Origin of the sequence: Bacillus cereus group sp. MYBK222-1, from assembly GCF_051916425.1 — a bacterium.
Lineage (GTDB): Bacteria > Bacillota > Bacilli > Bacillales > Bacillaceae_G > Bacillus_A > Bacillus_A paranthracis.
On sequence record NZ_JBQAGP010000003.1, the window covers coordinates 216,022 to 234,034 of the forward strand.

Here is an 18,013-nt window from a genome sequence, read left to right on the forward strand (position 1 = left end):
TTCACCCTTCCGCTTTTAATTCTAATAGTAAATCTCTTAATTCAGCTGCACGCTCGAAGTCTAACGCTTTTGCTGCTTCTTTCATTTCTGCTTCCATCTTCGCAATTGTCTTTTCACGCTCTTTTTTCGTCATCTTCTTAGCTGGCGTTGCTTCATATGTTTCCGGCTCTTCAGCAGCTGTCGTTGCACGGATTACATCACGCACACCTTTTTGAATCGTTTTCGGCGTAATACCATGTTCTTCATTGTAAGCTTCTTGTATACTACGACGACGCTTCGTTTCTTCAATCGCAATTCCCATCGATCTCGTTATACGATCTGCGTACATAATAACGCGGCCGTTTTCATTACGTGCTGCACGGCCAATTGTTTGAATTAATGAACGTTCTGAACGCAAGAATCCTTCCTTATCAGCATCTAAAATCGCTACAAGGGATACTTCTGGAATATCTAATCCTTCTCGCAATAAGTTAATACCAACGAGAACATCAAACTTACCAAGGCGAAGATCTCGTATAATTTCAATACGTTCTAACGTTTTCACTTCAGAATGCAGGTAATTCACCTTAATTCCTACATCTTTTAAGTAGTCTGTTAAATCCTCTGACATCTTCTTCGTTAAAGTCGTAATTAATACACGTTCATTTTTTGCAATGCGATCTTGAATTTCTCCTAATAAATCGTCAATTTGCCCTTCAATTGGTCGTATATCAATTGGCGGATCTAAAAGCCCTGTTGGACGAATAATTTGTTCTATTACTTCTGGCGACTGCTCTAATTCATACGGTCCTGGCGTTGCTGAAACGTAAATAACTTGATTCGTTTTCTCTTCAAACTCATCAAAAGTGAGCGGTCTATTATCTAAAGCTGATGGCAGACGGAATCCATGATCCACAAGTACTTGCTTACGCGCTTGGTCCCCGTTATACATCGCTCTTACTTGCGGCACTGATACGTGCGACTCATCCATAACAATTAAGAAATCTTCCGGGAAATAGTCTAATAACGTATACGGCGTTGCCCCCGCTGGACGAAGTGTTAAATGACGGGAATAGTTTTCAATACCTGAACAAAAGCCCATCTCACGCATCATTTCTAAATCATAACGTGTACGCTGCTCTATACGCTGCGCTTCTAACAACTTGCCGTTATCATTTAATTCCTTTAAACGCTCTTCTAGTTCTTTTTCGATATTTTCAATAGCGACCTTCATCTTTTCTTCACGTGTAACGAAGTGAGATGCTGGGAAGATTGCTACATGATCACGTTCTGCTAATACTTCCCCCGTTAACGCATTTACTTCGCGAATACGATCAATTTCATCGCCAAAAAACTCAATTCGAATACAATGCTCGTCAAGTGATGCCGGGAAGATTTCAACTACATCTCCGCGCACACGGAATGTACCACGCTTGAAATCAATATCATTACGACCATACTGCACATCAACAAGTTCACGAAGCAATTGATTGCGATCCTTTTCCATACCAACTCGAAGTGAAACAACTAACTCGCGGTATTCTTCTGGAGAACCTAAACCATATATACACGAAACACTCGCAACGATAATTACATCATCCCGTTCAAATAATGCAGACGTTGCCGAGTGACGCAATTTATCAATTTCATCATTAATCTGTGCGTCTTTTTCAATAAACGTATCTGTTTGCGGCACATACGCTTCTGGTTGATAATAATCGTAATAACTAACAAAATATTCAACTGCATTATTCGGGAAAAAGTCTTTCAACTCACTATATAACTGTCCTGCTAACGTTTTATTGTGAGCCATGACAAGTGTTGGCTTTTGCACTTCTTTAATGACATTTGAAATCGTAAATGTCTTACCCGTTCCTGTTGCTCCAAGCAACACTTGCTTTTTCTTTCCGCTATTAATTCCCTCTACAAGCTTCTCTATAGCTACCGGCTGATCACCTTGTGGGGAATACGCTGAGACAATTTCAAATTGATGTTCCACGTAAGATCCGACCTCCTCATAAAAATCTGTATTATTATTTTACCACGAATGCCCATAAAAAACCTAAAAAAACGAACAGATATTCGGTAAAGTTTTCGACAATATATATAGAAAAAGGAAGGAGAGTACACTTCCTTCCTTATCAAATCTTCTTCCGCATGAGCAAACAGTAAGCACCACACTGATTAAGATTCCACTTCATTTAAAATCAGCTCTTTTTCCTACTGTCATCCTCTCCTATACAAACTATCGGTATACTAAAAAAGCTACTTTCCTCTAAGAAAGTAGCTTCTCTTTCCCCTTCTCCTTCTTCGGAAAAAGAACATATGAAAATGAAATAACTGTATCCACTAAAAGTATAATCGCCCAAACTTGGCTAACCCGACTCGCTGCTTTATTTAAAACAATTCCCGTTTCTAACCAATTACGCCATTGTTCAACCGGGGCAAGACCGTACAGAAAGAAAAAGAAAATATGCACAACAACAAACAAACTAAGGTGCAATACCCAATTTTTCATTTCCTGCTTCGCATAAGCCATACCTGTTAATTCTACCTGTTCTTCTATAATAGGCGCCGGCTCATTCCGCCATTTCGCAACTAATTTTTGCGCAAATATATCAAGCTTCTTCAAATCCTTTTTCCCGTAGAAGACTGCATACAATAAAATGATTACAGTAATGATTTGAAAGTTAGAAAACTTTCCTGTTTGATAATAGTCCACTACCCCTAAAGTTAAAATAAACACTTCATTTACGAGTAGCACAATTCCCATAATAAAACTCGCCTTTTTCAAACGAAATCCGTAACGGAGTAAAAAGAAACCGATAGCCGCTAACCAAAATACAATTTCTGCCCCAATTAAAAAATACCAACGATATTCTGCGAGTATACTCATTTAGCCCTCTCCTTTTCATCATAGATACGAAAAGCTTCATCCATATATAGTAAAAGTTCTTCTTCAATCGGATACAGGCTCATTTTCTGTGAATCTTCCTTCGATTTTCTAACTTCCCATAACTTATCTAAAAACGCTTCATCACCATTAGCCATTTCTAAACATTTCTGCATTAATTTCTTCGTTGCCCCTTGTACCTCATCACTAGCTACTTCTTTACCGTCTTTCATAAAAGTACGGAATTGCTTTAATAAATCTACCCATTCTAAAACATTCGTATCTTCCTTACTCATGTTTGGTAAATTATGAAGCAATTTTTGTTCTTCCTTTGAAAATACTTCATTTTGAAATATTTCACGTATACGAGAAGACTGCTTCGAAAGCTGAATCAGTTCAAACATAACTTTCCAATCGAGTTCTCCTTCCACATCTACCGAATAAACAACTGCTTGTAAAACACTCTCCATTCGATTAAATTTCTTTTGTTCTTCTTGTACAAACCGAAGTTGTTTTTCAAGCGAATTTTTTAAATCTAGCTCACCTTTTACTAACATATTCGCAGTTTCTTTTAATGAAAATCCCATTTCCTTTAAAAACAAAATTTGTTGCAAACGAATAACGTCCGCTTCACTATATAACCGATGTCCACCCTCTGTTTTACCACTCGGCTTTAATAAATCTATTTGATCATAATAACGTAATGTACGTACCGTAACCCCTGTTTCTCTCGTCAATTGTTGAATTGAAATCACTACCATCACCTCTTCTCCTTCATTATAAAAGATGACGTTACGTAACTTTCAAGTGTTTTGTAAAAAAAATACAAAAGGCTGTTTATACGCTTCGTATAAACAGCCTTTACGGAAATAACCCCTTTTGCACAGCACGACCACAAAATAAAATAAGTGCCCCAACAACAACACTCGTTGCTGTTTTATGATAATGAGCTGAAACTAATAAATAATACGATAAACCTACAGTACCAAGCATAATACAAATACTCGGCACTGGATTATGAGAAAAGTTCTGCATTCCCCAAAACAAAGCAAAAATAGCCGTAGCGACACATAATACCGGTAATCCCATCCCAGTTCCCCTTTTTCTATCTATTCCTTGTTGCTAACACGCTCGTCGATGCCATACTTATTAATAGACCAAAAATAGCAATATATAATAACTCATTTACATGTACTACTAGCCTGTCTAAATACTTATTTACACAAAGATACATAATGAACAAGAAAACGAAGCTTGTCATACTAATCGTAAAATATGACTTCATCTTGTTCACAACTCGCTCATCAATCGACGGTATTCCCTCTTCTTTCAAACGCTTCTGTTCTCTATATTCCGCAATGCCATATAAAATGACTAGTGCTACATTCGATATGAAAATAGTTCTCCACGAAATACTTAACATTATTAAACTCGCATTTAAAATAAGCTCCGCTAAAAATAAACTTCCTATAAACCTTATAACATCTTGCTTACTCATACATGATCCGCCTCTTTTTGATTTCTATACTTCCACTTCGGCCAATAGTTCACAAGAAAATACACCCACTGTCCTAGTACAAATAAAACAAATGGCATACCAGCACTTCCGTAAACAATTAAATTGTACAAACTCCATATGGCTAAACTAATCGCTAAAAACAACCCTAAATATTTAAACGCTTTATCTGACTGAAATCTCTCAAACTCATCCTGCATTTTTCTCTCCCCTTACTCTAGCGTAAATATTTCTTCCACCTTCACTCCAAAATATTTGGCAATTTTTAAGGATAACTCTAGACTCGGATTGTAATGATGGTTTTCAATCGCCACGATTGTCTGCCGCGTCACCTGCATCGCCTTTGCCATTTCAACTTGTGTTATATGATGTTGCTTTCTTAATTCTTTAATTTTATTTTTTACACCCATAGGCTCCACCTTCAAAAGTAAAGATATCTTTACTTAAATTATAAATATTTTCCAGTTGTAAGTAAAGGTATCTTTACAAATTTTAGAAAAATATTTCACTGAACATCTTTTCTAACAAAGTACAGAGGGAATTAAATTTATATCAGCGATTTCCTAAATATATCAGCGCAACTGAAATTATATCGGCGATTCCCCAAATATATCAGCGCAACTCCATTTATATCGGCGATTTTTTCAATATATCGACTTACCGACAAATACCGACATCTGTAGCACTATAAACATAAGAAAGAAGCTGTCCCAAAATATCTTTTGGAACAGCTTCTTCCTACTACATAAATCCTAACGCATATACAAGAACATATCCAAGCACCGATAAGCAAACCGAGCCAATTAGCCCTGCCACGAATGCTTTGCTTCCTAACTTCCGGAACGTTTTAAACTCTACATTTAAGCCAAGCCCCGCCATCGCCATTGCGATAAGCATATAAGCGATGACTACAATATATCCCGCAACAACTTCTGGAATCACGCCAAGAGAATGCACCGCACTCATCGCTAAAAATCCGAAAATGAACCACGGAATTGGAAGGTCGCGCCATGATCTTTTTTCCTTGCTTCCCTCACTCTTACCAAACCATAATCCAATTAAAATCGCTACTGGTACAAGCATTGCAACGCGCGTTAACTTCACGATAACTGCGATGTCTACAGCCGTACTTCCTCCTGGCGCCGCAGCTGCTATGACATGAGCGATTTCATGCAGCGTCGCACCCGAGAATACACCGTAGCCGTACGGAGAAAAGCCAAGCACTGGATATAATAACGTATAAATAAGCGTAAATATCGTACCTAAAATAGCAATGATTGCAGCCCCAACTGCCGTTTCATCATCTTTTGCTTTCACTTGCGGCGCAATTGCCACGACCGCTGCCGCGCCACAAATCGCTGTTCCGCATGCTGTTAAAATTCCAAGCTTCTTCTCTACTTTAAATACTTTCGTTAGTCCGTATACAACGAAAATCGTAAATGTAATAACAACCGCTGCGATGACCAATACTTTCGGTCCCGCCTTCGCAATATCAACAAGATTTAATCGCATTCCAAGTAAGATGATCCCAAAGCGCAGCAACTTCTTACTCGCAAAGTTCGTCCCCGCAATCGCATCATGAGGAACTCCAATTGCCGCACGCCAAACCATCCCAATTAGAATAGCAATTACTAATTGTCCCATAATATTTAAAAATGGAAGCTCCGCTAAATATTTCGCCACAATTGCGATTAATAATGTAATCCCAATCCCTTGCGAAAATCCAAAACGCTTCTTCTTTTGTATAACAAGTGTTTGTTCCACTTTGAACCACTCCAATAATCATATTGGAACATGCATGTTCTTTCTACTTACATTATAAGAGAGTTTCTATAATAAGTTTAATATCAATACCAAATCTCTATCATCAGAAATACTTATGATAAGATGATAGAAAAAGAAAGGAGCAGATGATATGAACGTAGACATTTTAAAAATTTTTGTTACGGTTGTTGAACAGAAACACTTCTCTCGTGCAGCAGAATTATTAAACCTTTCACAGCCTGGCGTAAGTATGCACATTCGCAACTTAGAAAACGAATTTGGAACTACGCTTATTCAGCGATCCCCGAAGCACGTTCAAGTGACCGAGGCCGGAAACATATTATATATACACGCAAAGCAAATGCTCTCTCTTTATGAAGATGCCAAACAAGAAATTAATGAACTACATAACGTTGTAACAGGAACGCTTCGCATCGGTGCTAGTTTTACAATTGGCGAATACTTACTTCCAAAAATACTCGCTAATTATGCCAATGAAAATCCACTCGTCGAAGTTCATACCCTTATTTCAAATACAGAAGACGTTTTGCAAAGCCTTCGCTCTAATCAAATTGATATCGGCTTAGTAGAAGGTCAAGTTGTATACGCCGACGTTGACGTTGAAACGTTTATGCAAGATGAAATGAAACTCGTCGTCCCGCCAAACCATCCACTACTCCGCACAAATGAAATAAATGAAAGGACACTCCAAGATCAAGTGTGGGTATTAAGAGAAAGCGGTTCTGGAACACGTGCTTATAGCGATCGCTTTATTCATCAACACCATTTAAAAATGAAACGATTCTTTACCTTTAGTAGTATCCAAAGCGTAAAGGAAGCTGTCGCTGCCGGGCTTGGCATCGCTATCCTTTCTGATTGGACTGTACGGAAAGAGCTACTGGCAAAAGAACTATTCCACGTCGAAGTTCCAGATGAACAACTCATCCGTCCATTCTCCATCGTGCGCGGCAAATACTTTATTCCGTCTAAAGCTATTCAAGTGTTTCTAAATCATGTAAATTCTTTTGCGAAAAAACAGCATTGACCTTCACATTAGTGTGAAGGTTTACAATACATGTAAAAGGAGTGAAACGCATTGCGAATTGGGGAGTTATCAAAAGAAACTGGCGTTAGCGAAAGGTCACTAAGACATTACGAAGAAAAGGGATTGCTCCCTTCGAAGCGCCTCGCAAATGGCTATCGTGATTTCGATGAAAGTGCTATCGAAAAAGTGGAGCTTATTCAAATGTACTTACAAATCGGCTTAAATTTAGAAGAGACGGCAAGGATGCTGCGCTGCCTTGAAATTGAACCGCACTTATACGACAATCCGTGCAGCAGCATCCTTACGCTTTATGAAGATAAACTTAATGAAGTAACAAAGCAAATCTCATTGCTTTCCAATATTCAAACGAATTTGCAAAAACACGTTTCACTCCTAAAACAAGCAAAAGAAAAGGAATGATTACATGTTTGTTATACACGGCAGTTCAAGACAAAATGGAAATACGGAAGCTTTAACACATATGATGGTTGATGGAATTGAAACAGAACAAATTTATTTACGTGATCACACAGTCTATCCTATTACAGACCAGCGTCATGATGCAGAAGGATTCCAACCTGTAGATGATGACTACGAGCAGTTAACGAAACGCATGTTAGAGCACGACACAATTATCTTTGCTACACCATTATATTGGTACGGGATGAGTGGTCATATGAAAAACTTCATCGATCGCTGGTCACAAAGCTTGCGTGATACATCCCTTCATTTCAAAGAAAAAATGAAAGGCAAAAAAATGTACGTTGTTATCGTTGGCGGCGATAATCCGAAACTAAAAGCATTACCACTTATCTCCCAGTTCCAATACATCTTTGAGTTTGTTGGTTCATCGTTTGAGGGTTATATTATTGGAGATGCGAATGGATTAGATGAAATCCAAAATGATGCTGAGGCGCTAGCTAAGGCACAAGTTTATAATAACGAATTCAAAAATCACAAGCTGAAATAAGTTTGACAAACTTATTTGTATGCGCATACAATAAAAGTAATATTATGAAAGGAAGGTACTTTGACCAATGAAGTTCTAATTCTCTTATTTATTTCATCCATCACAAATAGTGAACAAAAATGATGAAAACTAGCAGAGGATTAGTCTGTCCATTTGTCGATACTTTCTTTCGAAACGATCATGTGAAAAATCGTTTATTTATGTACGATTTTTACATGCAAGGGCGACGTTTATCCTCTCTAGTGAAACTAGGGAGGTTTTTTTATGACTATTTTATTCGCACGTAATATTGAAAAGAGCTTTGGTGATCGTACACTATTTACGTTACCATCACTGGAAATTCAAGCGCAGGATCGCATAGGAATTGTTGGAATCAACGGTGCTGGTAAATCTACGTTATTACAAATATTAAGTAAAGAAATAGAAGCTGACACTGGCATAGTAACTCATCATAGTTCTATCAGCATCATTCCTCAGCTTAGCGAGGAAGTACCGGAAACCACTTCTTCTCTCGCAAAAGGAAAATGGAGCATTTCAAACGTTTCAAATTCAATGAGCGGCGGTGAACGAATGCGTCTAAAGATTGCCCATGCTCTTGAACAGAATGCAGGCATTTTATTCGCTGATGAACCAACAAGCCACTTAGATATGGCCGGTACAGAACAATTAGAAAAGGCACTTTTATCTTATAAAGGGGCACTTATTTTAATATCACATGATCGTGACTTTTTAGATGCGATATGTACAAAAATCATCGAAATCGAAGATGGTACGATTCAAGAGTATAAAGGTAATTATTCAAACTATCGCAAGCAAAAAGAACGTGAGCGAATACAAAAACAAGCAGAATATGAGCAATATGTACAAGAAAAAAATCGTTTAGAGCAGTCCATTTTACAAAAAAAGCAACGTGCTTCTAGCATGACAAAAATCCCAACACGGTTCAGTTCATCTGAATCTAAACTTTATAAATTAAGTGGGGCTCATGGCCAAGAACAGGTTAGTAAAGCAGCGAAAGCATTAGAAACACGTCTCGAAAAACTAGAAAAGAAGGAAAAGCCAAAGGATCTTTCTCAAGCTCAGTTTGACGTGCAATACCATACACCTATTCATAGTAAAGTGGCAGTACAGTTCAATAAAGCGACAAAGAAAATAGGTAATCGTACACTATTTAAAAATCTGAATGGAACTATTGCTCCAGGTGCAAAGCTTGCTATTTTAGGCGCAAACGGAAGTGGAAAAACGACTTTGTTCAACATGCTTCTCGCAAACGAGCGTGGCATTCAGCTCTCAAAGAGTTGTAAAATTGGATACTTCGAACAAACACTATCTATTTTAAAAACAGATAAAACCATTTTAGAAAATGTTCTAGAAGAAACAAATTATACAGAATCGTTCGTTCGCACAATACTTGCAAGGCTTCTATTCCGCCGTGAAGATGTTCATAAGCCTGTGCACGTTCTAAGCGGGGGTGAGCGAATGAAGGTTGCACTCGCAAAAGTATTTTTAGGAAACTATAATATGCTTCTGCTCGATGAACCGACAAACTATTTAGACTTAGCAACGCAAGAAGAATTAGAAAGCATGTTACAAGAATATCCTGGCACTATACTTTTCATTAGCCATGACCGTGCCTTTATTCGCTCTGTGGCAGACCATATTCTAAAAGTAGACGAGAGTGAACCTAGAGTATTCCACGGCAATTACGAGCAATACACCAAGAGAACAACCGAGGATTCTGTAAATGTTACTGAACAAGAATTGTTACGATTACAAACAAAATTAACAGAAATCATCGGCCGAATTTCCATACAAAATCATCACGATGACATCACATCTCTCGAACAAGAATACGAAACATTATTAGTTCAAATCCGGAAATGTAAAGAAGCGCTCTAATGTCTTCCCTATATATCGACGGGACCTGCCGCATTTCCCAAGAAATATTGAATCTTCGACATAGCATATAAAAAGCCGTGCATCAGCACGGCTTTTTACTTCAGATACGAACAGCAGTCCCGCTCACAGCAACCATTAGCATTCCTTCGCGAACGACTTCATAATCCACATCGATACCAACGATGGCATTCGCATTTTTTTGTCTTGCGAGAGTTTTCATCTCTTCCATTGCAATGTCACGTGCTTCTTTCAATTTGCTTTCGTAAGCGCCTGAGCGACCACCGACAACGTCACGGACAGAAGCAAAAAGGTCACGAACGATATTCGCCCCCATAATCGCTTCTCCATTCACGATATCGACATAATCAATAATTTCTTTCCCTTGAATTGTAGAAGTTGTTGTTACAATCATACCGTATAGCCTCCCATATAAGATTTCCACTTACTTATGGTGCGCTAATTCGGCAAAAATTATATTTACGAACTAAACTGCGCTTCGTATAACCTGCTGTATCCTCCGCCTTGCTCAATTAATTCATCATGTGAACCTTGTTCTGCAATCCCATCTTTATTTACAACGACGATGCGATCTGCATTTTTAATCGTTGCCAGTCTATGAGCGATAACTAACGTCGTACGGCCGACAGATAGTTCAGCAAGTGATTTTTGAATCGCAAGTTCCGTCTCTGTATCTAATGCGGAAGTCGCTTCATCTAATATTAAAATTGGCGGGTTTTTCAAGAACATACGAGCAATAGCTAGACGTTGCTTCTGTCCGCCTGAAAGTTTCACGCCGCGCTCACCGATAACAGTATCTAAACCGTCTGGTTGTGAGTAAATTAAATCTTCTAATTGCGCACGTTTTACTGCCTGCCAAATTTCAGCCTCTGATGCTTTTAAATTTCCGTAAGCAATGTTTTCGCGAATCGTTCCTGAGAATAAGAACACATCTTGCTGCACGATTCCAATTTGCTTACGGAGTGAAGATAACGTCATGTCTTTCGTATCAATACCATCAATTTGAATCGATCCAGATGATTGCTCATAAAAGCGTGGTAATAAACTACATAACGTCGTTTTTCCAGCTCCAGATGGCCCAACGAACGCAACTGTTTCACCTGCATGTATTTTCAAACTAATATCATTTAAAATCGGTTCTTTGTTTTCATATCCAAATGTAATGTTGTTATATTGAATATCACCATGTACATGTTTTACTTCCATTGCATCTTTAGAGTCCACAATATCTGGCTCTGTTTCAAGAAGCTCTACATACCTTTTAAAACCGGCGATCCCTTTCGGATAGCTTTCGATTACCGCATTAATTTTTTCAATTGGACGGAAGAAAATATTCGTTAATAGAACGAATCCGATAAATCCACCGTACGTTAATTCTCCTTGCAGAACAAACCACGTACCGCATATTAAGACGAAGAGCGTTACGAGACGCATAAGCATATAACTAATTGACGAATTTAGCGCCATAATTTTATACGCCATTAATTTCGTTGTACGGAAACGAGCGTTGTTAACAGCAAATTGCTCTTTCTCAAACTTTTCATTTCCGAATGCTTGTACAACGCGAATACCACCAACGTTGTTCTCAATACATGCATTGAAATCAGCAACATCTGAGAATAAACGTCTAAATGTACCTGTCATTTTTTTATTGAAGTAAAGTGCCAACCATAATAAGAATGGAATGACGAAGAACGTTAATAGCGCTAACTTCCAGTTGATCATCATCATAAATGAAAATGCCCCAACTAAAGTCATAACGGCAATAAATAAATCTTCTGGCCCGTGGTGAGCAATTTCCCCAATCTCCATTAAATCGTTTGTAAGGCGTGAAATTAAATGACCTGTTTTATTATTATCAAAAAATCTGAATGATAGCTTTTGAATATGATCAAATAATTTCTGCCTCATATCTGTTTCAATGTTAACACCAAGCATATGTCCCCAATATGTAACGACATATTGTAAGCCTGCATTTAACATATAAACTGCGAGTAAACCGAAACAAGCCCATAAAATAAGCGTCCAGTTTTGCCCTGGCAATAACTTATCAATAAATTGATTTACGATAAGCGGGAAGCCGAGTTCTAATAATCCTGCGACAACCGCACAAGAAAAGTCGAGTATAAATAAACCTTTATACGGTTTATAGTACGAGAAAAATTTACGCAGCATATCTTACCTCCATTTTCCAAAATTAAAAAGACTCTCTAAATGATAACTATTATCAAATAATTATTCAAGTTATCCGTCTATGAAACTGAAAATAAGCTTTGCGATAGTTGTCGTTATTGGCCGGAAAGTCGATATATTCGAATAATCGCCGATATATTTCGAGTTACGCTGATATATTTGCAAAATCGCCGATATATTTCAAGTTGCGCTGATATATTCCGATAATCGCCGATATAAATTTCATGTACTATAACTACCGCCCTGCTTACACAAAAAAAGGCATCACCACAAGGTGATACCTTTTCTTCTATTACATCGCTTCCGAATCCCACTCATGCTCCTGCTGAACAAACACAATACCTAATTCGTGATGTCCACCAGCGTATAATGCCGTTTGAGCAAGGCGAAGTTCTCCATTTGTATCTAATACTTCTAATTTACAAAATGCTCCTGTCGTCTTCGTTTGAAGCGCATCATAAAATTCCTCAGCACTTCTTGGAATGACTCCATTTACTTTCGTAATCATTTCTCCAGGCAGTAAATTCAGCTCTGCTCCAATTGTATTTGGAATTGTATCTAGTACAACGAGTCCATCATTACGTGCAGCGAAGTACGCTGGTCTTGTTTCATCCGCAATTTTCTCTTGCATGGAAATTGTAAAACGTCCAAGCATTGCAACGCCCATTGCAATAATGGCAAGTACGTGCCACCAATAACTTGCGATTCCTAAAACAAGCACAAGTCCTGCTAATCCGTACACACGTCTTCCTGTAAATAATAAAGCTTCCGTCGGCTCATAACTTCTAATCCTTCTCATAAATCCAATTAAAAATGGAACGAGGAATAGAGAATATGTATGTGAACCGATTGAAACGACAGGCCACCATGAAATAAACTGCGTTACTGCGTCACCTGGCACAAGAATAAAAATAGGAATGATCCATAAACGCTTTGATTCGTGTAAACCAATCTTTAATCCGCGCTTACCCTTCCTAATCTTCGGCGTCGAATATCCTACTGCATTTTTAGAAATCAACAAGCCCTCTACAACGAGCATGATGCCTAGCAAAATAGCAAGGGATACGATTGTATTCTCTTCACCTTCTCCAAGCTGTAAGAAAGAAACTGGTAGCTTAGAAGATAATAGAACACATACAATCGCGATACTAAACGTATAAGCCGCTGATAAATATCGATACATAGCAGTTAATCCAAATAGTAACGTCCAAAGTAAAATGGCCCATAAGCTCGCCTTAGAAACAACAAGTCCGAGCCCAATCGTAATGATAGATACGATTAATCCGTATTTAACTCCCGCCAATAAAGATGTTCGCAGTTCAAACCAAATATCATAAACTTTAAAAGAAAAATCTTTTCGTTCTCGTAACATACGTAAGTATCCAACGAAGATACTACTTATAAAAAATACATAGACAGCAGGGTGTAAGAAAAAACGTCCAACTGCCCGCATTATTTCAAAAATCCATGCCTCCACGAACCCATTCACCACCATTTATATCATTCTTTCTTTTTATATTATCATAACTGGACAAACGTTTGTTTAACACAAAAAAATACAGGCAGCAAACTGCCTGTATTTCTTTTTATTTCGCCATTAATTTTAATGCTGACTGTAATTGTAGATCATTTTCTCCAGAACGGATTTTTTCAATAATTTTCGTTTGAATCGCCTCAGCTGTCTTTTTATCGAGCTGTCCTGTCGCTTCCATCTTATTCGCATTTTGGAATGCTTTCAGTGCTGATTCTGTCTCTTTACTAAAGTAGCCATCTTCACGTCCTGGTACATACCCTAAACTCTTAAGCATTTCTTGGGCATGTTTTACTTGTACATCATTTGCATTGTATGAAAGTGTCTTTTCAATTTGAATTGGTGTCGCATGATAATAATCTGGTTGTTTCACTTCTACAGTTGGCTTGATTCCTTTTTTATGAATCCAGTTTCCATCCGGTGTTAACCATTTGAACATCGTTAATTTGATGTTGCTGCCATCTTTAAATGGAACAGCTTGCTGAACAGTACCTTTGCCAAACGTTTTTTCACCAATTAAATCGTATCCTTCTCCCTCTTTTAGCGCACCCGCTAAAATCTCTGAAGCAGAAGCACTTCCATTATCAATTAATACTGAAATCGGATATGGCTTTCTCTCTTTTAGTTCCGTAGAGAATTTCTTCTTCTCACCATTTCTTTGCTCTACTTGTAGCATCGGCTTTTTATCCGTCATAATTTCTCCTAGTATCTCTTCTACACTATTTAAGTAGCCACCTGGATTACCACGTACGTCAATAACTAAGCCTTTTATGTTTTTCTTCTCTAACTCTTTTAACTGATCCTTAAATTCTTTCGCTGTATTTTCAGCAAAAGAAGTGATTTGCATATAACCGATATCTTTTCCACTCTCTTGTTTCACAGAGCTAAACACTGTGAAGATTGGAATTTTTTCACGCTTAATTTTAAATACAATCGGATCAGCTACTCCTGCACGCTTAATTTCAATCGCAACAGTCGTTCCTTTTTTACCACGAATCTTTAATACTGCTTCTTCACGTGATAAATCTTTCACACTATTTCCATCTACAGATAAAATTTGGTCATTCGGTTTAATTCCAATCTTTTCTGCTGGTGAGCCTTTAATTGGAGATACGATAATAAGCTTACCGTCCGTTTTGTTCACCTCAGCCCCAATCCCTTCTAACTCGGGATCAAGTGATTCACTAAACTGTTTAGCCGTTTCTTTATCCATATACGTGGAATAAGGGTCCTTCAGCGTAGACAACATGCCTTGTATTGCACCTTCGACTAATTTTTCATCTTTCACGTCTTCCACATAACGTGAATCAATTAGTGCATACGCCTCATTAATTTTTGCCAAATTCCCTTGCGCAGTGCTAGCGTTTCCATTCGAAATTGTTTGCGTTACTTCTGCTGGGTTAACCCCAAATAAAGACATACCCGCAAACATTCCGCCAGCACCAATTAAAAATGCAACAACCATTCCAATAATTGCAACTCTACGTTTCAATGCGGAATTCCCCTTTCCAAAACACACAGGTGGTGTAGCAAAAGGCATCACACAGTGTGTGATGCCTTTACCTATTTCTACTATATGATAAGCTTGTACGAATTATGTTTGCAACTTTTTATACTTTTAAGAAGCGACGAATTGACATTACACTTCCCCACATACCGATTAAAGCCCCGATTAACACTAGTAAACCAGCTAATTGGAATACGAATGGGCTGTATGGTAGAAGTTCGAAAATTGTTCCGCCAAGTTTTTCGTTAAACACACCTTGCAACGAATTATACGTAACTAGAATTAAGCCAATTGGAATAATTGATCCTAATACTCCTAGGAATAATCCCTCTAATAAGAACGGCCAACGAATAAACCAGTTTGTTGCACCTACAAGTTTCATAATTTCGATTTCTGTACTACGAGCATAAATTGTAATTTTAATTGTATTAGAGATTAAGAACATCGCTGTGAATAAAAGACCAGCAATTAACACAATCCCGATGTTACGACCAGTTTTTACAGTATCAAATAATCGTTCAACTTGCCCTTTTCCGTACTGAACATTACTTACAAACTGCATTTTTTCAATCTTTTTCGCAATTGTTGCTGTATCTGTTGGTTCTTTTGCTTTTACAACGAATACGTTTTTAAGTGGGTTATCTTGTTCAAATAACTCAAATGTCTTTCCGCTATCGCCTAAGCTTTTAATTAAACGTTTTAACTCTTCTTCTTTAGAAGAATATTTAATAGAGTCTACTTTTGCAATCTTACTCATATCATCTTCTAATTTCTTTTGATCAGCTTCTTTTGCTGCTGGATCAATGTGTACACGAATTTCTACATCTTGCTCTACTTTCGTCGCAAAATGGTTCATATTCATAATCGCTGTTAAAAAGACACCTACAAGTAATAATGTAACTGTTACTGCACTAACAGAAGCAAACGTCATCCATCCGTTACGTGATAGATTCTTTACACCTTCTCGCAAATGTCGACTAAGGGTCTTAGCCTTCATATCCGTATCCTCCCTCCATCTCATCTCGAACAATTTTTCCGCCTTCAATCGCGATTACACGATGACGGATTGTATTTACGATATCTGCGTTATGTGTCGCCATAACGATCGTTGTACCACGCTCATTAATGCGCGTGAAAATCTTCATAATATCAAGAGCTGTTTCAATATCTAAGTTACCTGTTGGCTCATCGGCAATTACAACCTTTGGTCTATTAACAATTGCTCTCGCAATCGCAACACGTTGCTGCTCCCCGCCTGAAAGTTCGCTTGGAAGTGCGTCTGCACGATCTTCAAGACCTACAAGACCTAACACTTCTGTTACACGCTCACGAATTGCATCTGGCTCTTCTTCAATTACTTCTAAGGCAAACGCAACATTCTCATATACCGTTAATTTAGGTAGTAATTTAAAATCTTGGAAAATCACGCCTAATTGACGACGGAAATATGGAACGTCTCTTTCTGCTAATGACTCGATAGTAAGACCATTTACATTAATTGATCCTGTAGATGGCTTCTCTTCACGATACATCATTTTAATAAATGTAGATTTTCCGGCTCCACTCGGTCCAACTACGTATACAAACTCGCCTTGTTTAATGTTAACTGTGAGACCAGCAATGGCTTTCATACCATTCGGGTACTCCTTATAAACATTCGTCATTTTTATCATTATTTATCACCCAATACTTAATGATTTTTTTCGAAATACTTTTCTGTACATTTGAAAATAAAAGCTAAACCTTTATTCTCTTTTAAACCACTCTTGTTGAAGGTAGTCTACTTATACTCTTTTTCTAAGCAATACTACTCTATGTAATATATTTCAGCAAAATTCTACAAACCTCATTGTAACATCAAACGGTTTCCAGTTTGGATACATTTTTGTTACAGTTATGTTACATTCCAAAAAAAGGGAAACGAGTTGATTATATGAATCAACTCGTCCATTTTACCCCTTTTTATTTATGTTCAGCTAACCACTCAGCTACTTTTTTCGCATCTTCACCTTGAATAAGTCCTGGCGACATTGAACCGCGACCTTTTTTAATAATTTCTTCGATATCTGCAGCGTCGTACTTCCCGCCTACTTTTCTTAAATCAGGTCCAGTTGCTCCTGATAAATCTGTTGCGTGACACCCAGCACAACTTCTTTGGAAAATTTGTTCTGCACTGTCTGTACTTGCAGACTGGTTCGAAGACTTACTCTCTTCTTTATTTCCACACGCTCCTAAAGCAAAAACGACTGATGTTCCTAGCGCAATAGCCAATAATTTCTTTTTCACTTCTATCGCTCCCCATTGTTGATATTCTTTTCATTCCTAACACACTCATTTTCATTATAAGCATTATCTTTATATAGAAAAACTAAGGTGTATTTCATATTCTTCAAAAATAAAGTGAGAACCCTAATGATATAAAGCTTTTATAAGTTGTTTCAATTCTGTGAACAACTTATAAACTTCTATAAAGGATTCTTTTTGAACGGGAATTTAGAAAAATTCTGTAGAAAGCCTTACTCTATTGCCAATCTGTTTTACTATTTTCTACTTTTTACAAAACAATATACAACATTGTATGCTACATATAATCCCATCAAAAAGAGAAGTTGTCGTTTCCAACTTCTCTTCCTCTGTACTTCATCCATATAAATAAAATAGCACTCTTTATGTCCTCTATATCCTCAACGTGCGCCAA

Annotated in this window: 19 protein-coding genes; 4 read left to right on the forward strand and 15 right to left on the reverse strand. The window is 37.7% G+C overall.

Annotated features, from left to right (window positions below; genetic code table 11):
• Nucleotide 1: 1 nt before the first annotated feature.
• The 8 genes from uvrB to ACTFR9_RS17140 all read right to left on the reverse strand — a co-directional run bounded on the left by uvrB (nucleotide 2) and on the right by ACTFR9_RS17140 (nucleotide 6,152).
• Nucleotides 2–1,978, reverse strand: coding sequence for an excinuclease ABC subunit B (gene uvrB, locus ACTFR9_RS17105; RefSeq protein WP_000401007.1), 1,977 nt, complete (start codon nucleotides 1,976–1,978; stop codon nucleotides 2–4).
• 276 nt (nucleotides 1,979–2,254) lie between these two features.
• Nucleotides 2,255–2,875, reverse strand: a complete 621-nt coding sequence (locus tag ACTFR9_RS17110; protein ID WP_000025190.1) for a hypothetical protein — start codon at nucleotides 2,873–2,875, stop codon at nucleotides 2,255–2,257.
• Nucleotides 2,872–3,633: a MerR family transcriptional regulator gene (locus ACTFR9_RS17115; RefSeq protein ID WP_000260368.1), complete on the reverse strand. Its 762-nt coding sequence runs from the start codon at nucleotides 3,631–3,633 to the stop codon at nucleotides 2,872–2,874. Before ACTFR9_RS17115 ends, ACTFR9_RS17110 begins: the two co-directional genes overlap by 4 nt.
• Nucleotides 3,634–3,733: 100 nt before the next feature.
• The gene (locus ACTFR9_RS17120; protein ID WP_000524119.1) at nucleotides 3,734–3,961 is read right to left on the reverse strand and encodes a hypothetical protein; all 228 of its coding nucleotides are present in this window, start codon (nucleotides 3,959–3,961) and stop codon (nucleotides 3,734–3,736) included.
• Nucleotides 3,962–3,977: 16 nt separating this feature from the next.
• Nucleotides 3,978–4,370 (reverse strand): hypothetical protein, encoded by a 393-nt coding sequence (locus ACTFR9_RS17125; protein ID WP_046198072.1) that lies wholly within the window; start codon nucleotides 4,368–4,370, stop codon nucleotides 3,978–3,980.
• The gene (locus tag ACTFR9_RS17130; RefSeq protein ID WP_001150194.1) at nucleotides 4,367–4,588 is read right to left on the reverse strand and encodes a hypothetical protein; all 222 of its coding nucleotides are present in this window, start codon (nucleotides 4,586–4,588) and stop codon (nucleotides 4,367–4,369) included. The genes ACTFR9_RS17125 and ACTFR9_RS17130 overlap by 4 nt, the downstream gene beginning before the upstream one ends.
• 12 nt (nucleotides 4,589–4,600) lie before the next feature.
• Nucleotides 4,601–4,798: a helix-turn-helix transcriptional regulator gene (locus ACTFR9_RS17135; protein ID WP_000538359.1), complete on the reverse strand. Its 198-nt coding sequence runs from the start codon at nucleotides 4,796–4,798 to the stop codon at nucleotides 4,601–4,603.
• 331 nt (nucleotides 4,799–5,129) lie between these two features.
• Complete coding sequence (locus ACTFR9_RS17140) at nucleotides 5,130–6,152, reverse strand: YeiH family protein (protein ID WP_046198069.1); 1,023 nt, start codon at nucleotides 6,150–6,152, stop codon at nucleotides 5,130–5,132.
• Nucleotides 6,153–6,303: 151 nt separating this feature from the next.
• Between ACTFR9_RS17140 and ACTFR9_RS17145 the strand changes: the two genes are divergently transcribed.
• The 4 genes from ACTFR9_RS17145 (at nucleotide 6,304) to abc-f (ending at nucleotide 10,066) form a co-directional block, all read left to right on the forward strand.
• A complete protein-coding gene (locus ACTFR9_RS17145) occupies nucleotides 6,304–7,197 on the forward strand; it encodes a LysR family transcriptional regulator (protein WP_163257846.1) in 894 nt (297 codons plus the stop codon).
• A 51-nt stretch (nucleotides 7,198–7,248) separates the two neighbouring features.
• Entirely contained in the window at nucleotides 7,249–7,617 is a 369-nt protein-coding gene (locus ACTFR9_RS17150) for a MerR family transcriptional regulator (RefSeq protein WP_001219201.1), read from the forward strand.
• Nucleotides 7,618–7,621: 4 nt separating this feature from the next.
• A complete protein-coding gene (locus ACTFR9_RS17155) occupies nucleotides 7,622–8,167 on the forward strand; it encodes a flavodoxin family protein (protein WP_048557379.1) in 546 nt (181 codons plus the stop codon).
• A 264-nt stretch (nucleotides 8,168–8,431) separates the two neighbouring features.
• Nucleotides 8,432–10,066: a ribosomal protection-like ABC-F family protein gene (abc-f, locus tag ACTFR9_RS17160; protein ID WP_229136629.1), complete on the forward strand. Its 1,635-nt coding sequence runs from the start codon at nucleotides 8,432–8,434 to the stop codon at nucleotides 10,064–10,066.
• A 100-nt stretch (nucleotides 10,067–10,166) separates the two neighbouring features.
• Here abc-f and ACTFR9_RS17165 read toward each other — a convergent pair whose 3' ends face one another.
• The 7 genes from ACTFR9_RS17165 to cccB form a co-directional block, all read right to left on the reverse strand.
• Nucleotides 10,167–10,478, reverse strand: coding sequence for a YbjQ family protein (locus ACTFR9_RS17165; protein ID WP_000637521.1), 312 nt, complete (start codon nucleotides 10,476–10,478; stop codon nucleotides 10,167–10,169).
• Nucleotides 10,479–10,543: 65 nt separating this feature from the next.
• Nucleotides 10,544–12,259 carry an ABC transporter ATP-binding protein gene (locus ACTFR9_RS17170; protein ID WP_000944619.1) on the reverse strand — a complete coding sequence of 572 codons (1,716 nt, stop codon included), beginning with the start codon at nucleotides 12,257–12,259 and terminating at the stop codon, nucleotides 10,544–10,546.
• 310 nt (nucleotides 12,260–12,569) lie between these two features.
• Complete coding sequence (locus ACTFR9_RS17175) at nucleotides 12,570–13,772, reverse strand: PDZ domain-containing protein (protein WP_033688294.1); 1,203 nt, start codon at nucleotides 13,770–13,772, stop codon at nucleotides 12,570–12,572.
• 91 nt (nucleotides 13,773–13,863) lie between these two features.
• On the reverse strand, nucleotides 13,864–15,300 hold the full coding sequence (locus ACTFR9_RS17180) for a S41 family peptidase (protein ID WP_000830290.1): 1,437 nt from the start codon (nucleotides 15,298–15,300) through the stop codon (nucleotides 13,864–13,866).
• 118 nt (nucleotides 15,301–15,418) lie between these two features.
• Nucleotides 15,419–16,312, reverse strand: coding sequence for a permease-like cell division protein FtsX (gene ftsX / locus ACTFR9_RS17185; RefSeq protein WP_000645019.1), 894 nt, complete (start codon nucleotides 16,310–16,312; stop codon nucleotides 15,419–15,421).
• A complete protein-coding gene (ftsE, locus tag ACTFR9_RS17190; RefSeq protein ID WP_000594318.1) occupies nucleotides 16,302–16,988 on the reverse strand; it encodes a cell division ATP-binding protein FtsE in 687 nt (228 codons plus the stop codon). Before ftsE ends, ftsX begins: the two co-directional genes overlap by 11 nt.
• 289 nt (nucleotides 16,989–17,277) lie before the next feature.
• Nucleotides 17,278–17,601 (reverse strand): cytochrome c551, encoded by a 324-nt coding sequence (gene cccB / locus ACTFR9_RS17195; protein ID WP_000727972.1) that lies wholly within the window; start codon nucleotides 17,599–17,601, stop codon nucleotides 17,278–17,280.
• Nucleotides 17,602–18,013: the final 412 nt, after the last annotated feature.

Coding starts and splice junctions, on each gene's coding strand:
- ACTFR9_RS17110 (WP_000025190.1), bottom strand. CDS start 2,875: ATGAGTATACTCGCAGAATATCGTTGGTATTTTTTAATTGGGGCAGAA.
- ACTFR9_RS17115 (WP_000260368.1), bottom strand. CDS start 3,633: ATGGTAGTGATTTCAATTCAACAATTGACGAGAGAAACAGGGGTTACG.
- ACTFR9_RS17120 (WP_000524119.1), bottom strand. CDS start 3,961: ATGGGATTACCGGTATTATGTGTCGCTACGGCTATTTTTGCTTTGTTT.
- ACTFR9_RS17125 (WP_046198072.1), bottom strand. CDS start 4,370: ATGAGTAAGCAAGATGTTATAAGGTTTATAGGAAGTTTATTTTTAGCG.
- ACTFR9_RS17130 (WP_001150194.1), bottom strand. CDS start 4,588: ATGCAGGATGAGTTTGAGAGATTTCAGTCAGATAAAGCGTTTAAATAT.
- ACTFR9_RS17135 (WP_000538359.1), bottom strand. CDS start 4,798: ATGGGTGTAAAAAATAAAATTAAAGAATTAAGAAAGCAACATCATATA.
- ACTFR9_RS17145 (WP_163257846.1), top strand. CDS start 6,304: ATGAACGTAGACATTTTAAAAATTTTTGTTACGGTTGTTGAACAGAAA.
- ACTFR9_RS17155 (WP_048557379.1), top strand. CDS start 7,622: ATGTTTGTTATACACGGCAGTTCAAGACAAAATGGAAATACGGAAGCT.
- abc-f (WP_229136629.1), top strand. CDS start 8,432: ATGACTATTTTATTCGCACGTAATATTGAAAAGAGCTTTGGTGATCGT.
- ACTFR9_RS17165 (WP_000637521.1), bottom strand. CDS start 10,478: ATGATTGTAACAACAACTTCTACAATTCAAGGGAAAGAAATTATTGAT.
- ACTFR9_RS17170 (WP_000944619.1), bottom strand. CDS start 12,259: ATGCTGCGTAAATTTTTCTCGTACTATAAACCGTATAAAGGTTTATTT.
- ACTFR9_RS17175 (WP_033688294.1), bottom strand. CDS start 13,772: ATGGTGGTGAATGGGTTCGTGGAGGCATGGATTTTTGAAATAATGCGG.
- ftsX (WP_000645019.1), bottom strand. CDS start 16,312: ATGAAGGCTAAGACCCTTAGTCGACATTTGCGAGAAGGTGTAAAGAAT.
- ftsE (WP_000594318.1), bottom strand. CDS start 16,988: ATGATAAAAATGACGAATGTTTATAAGGAGTACCCGAATGGTATGAAA.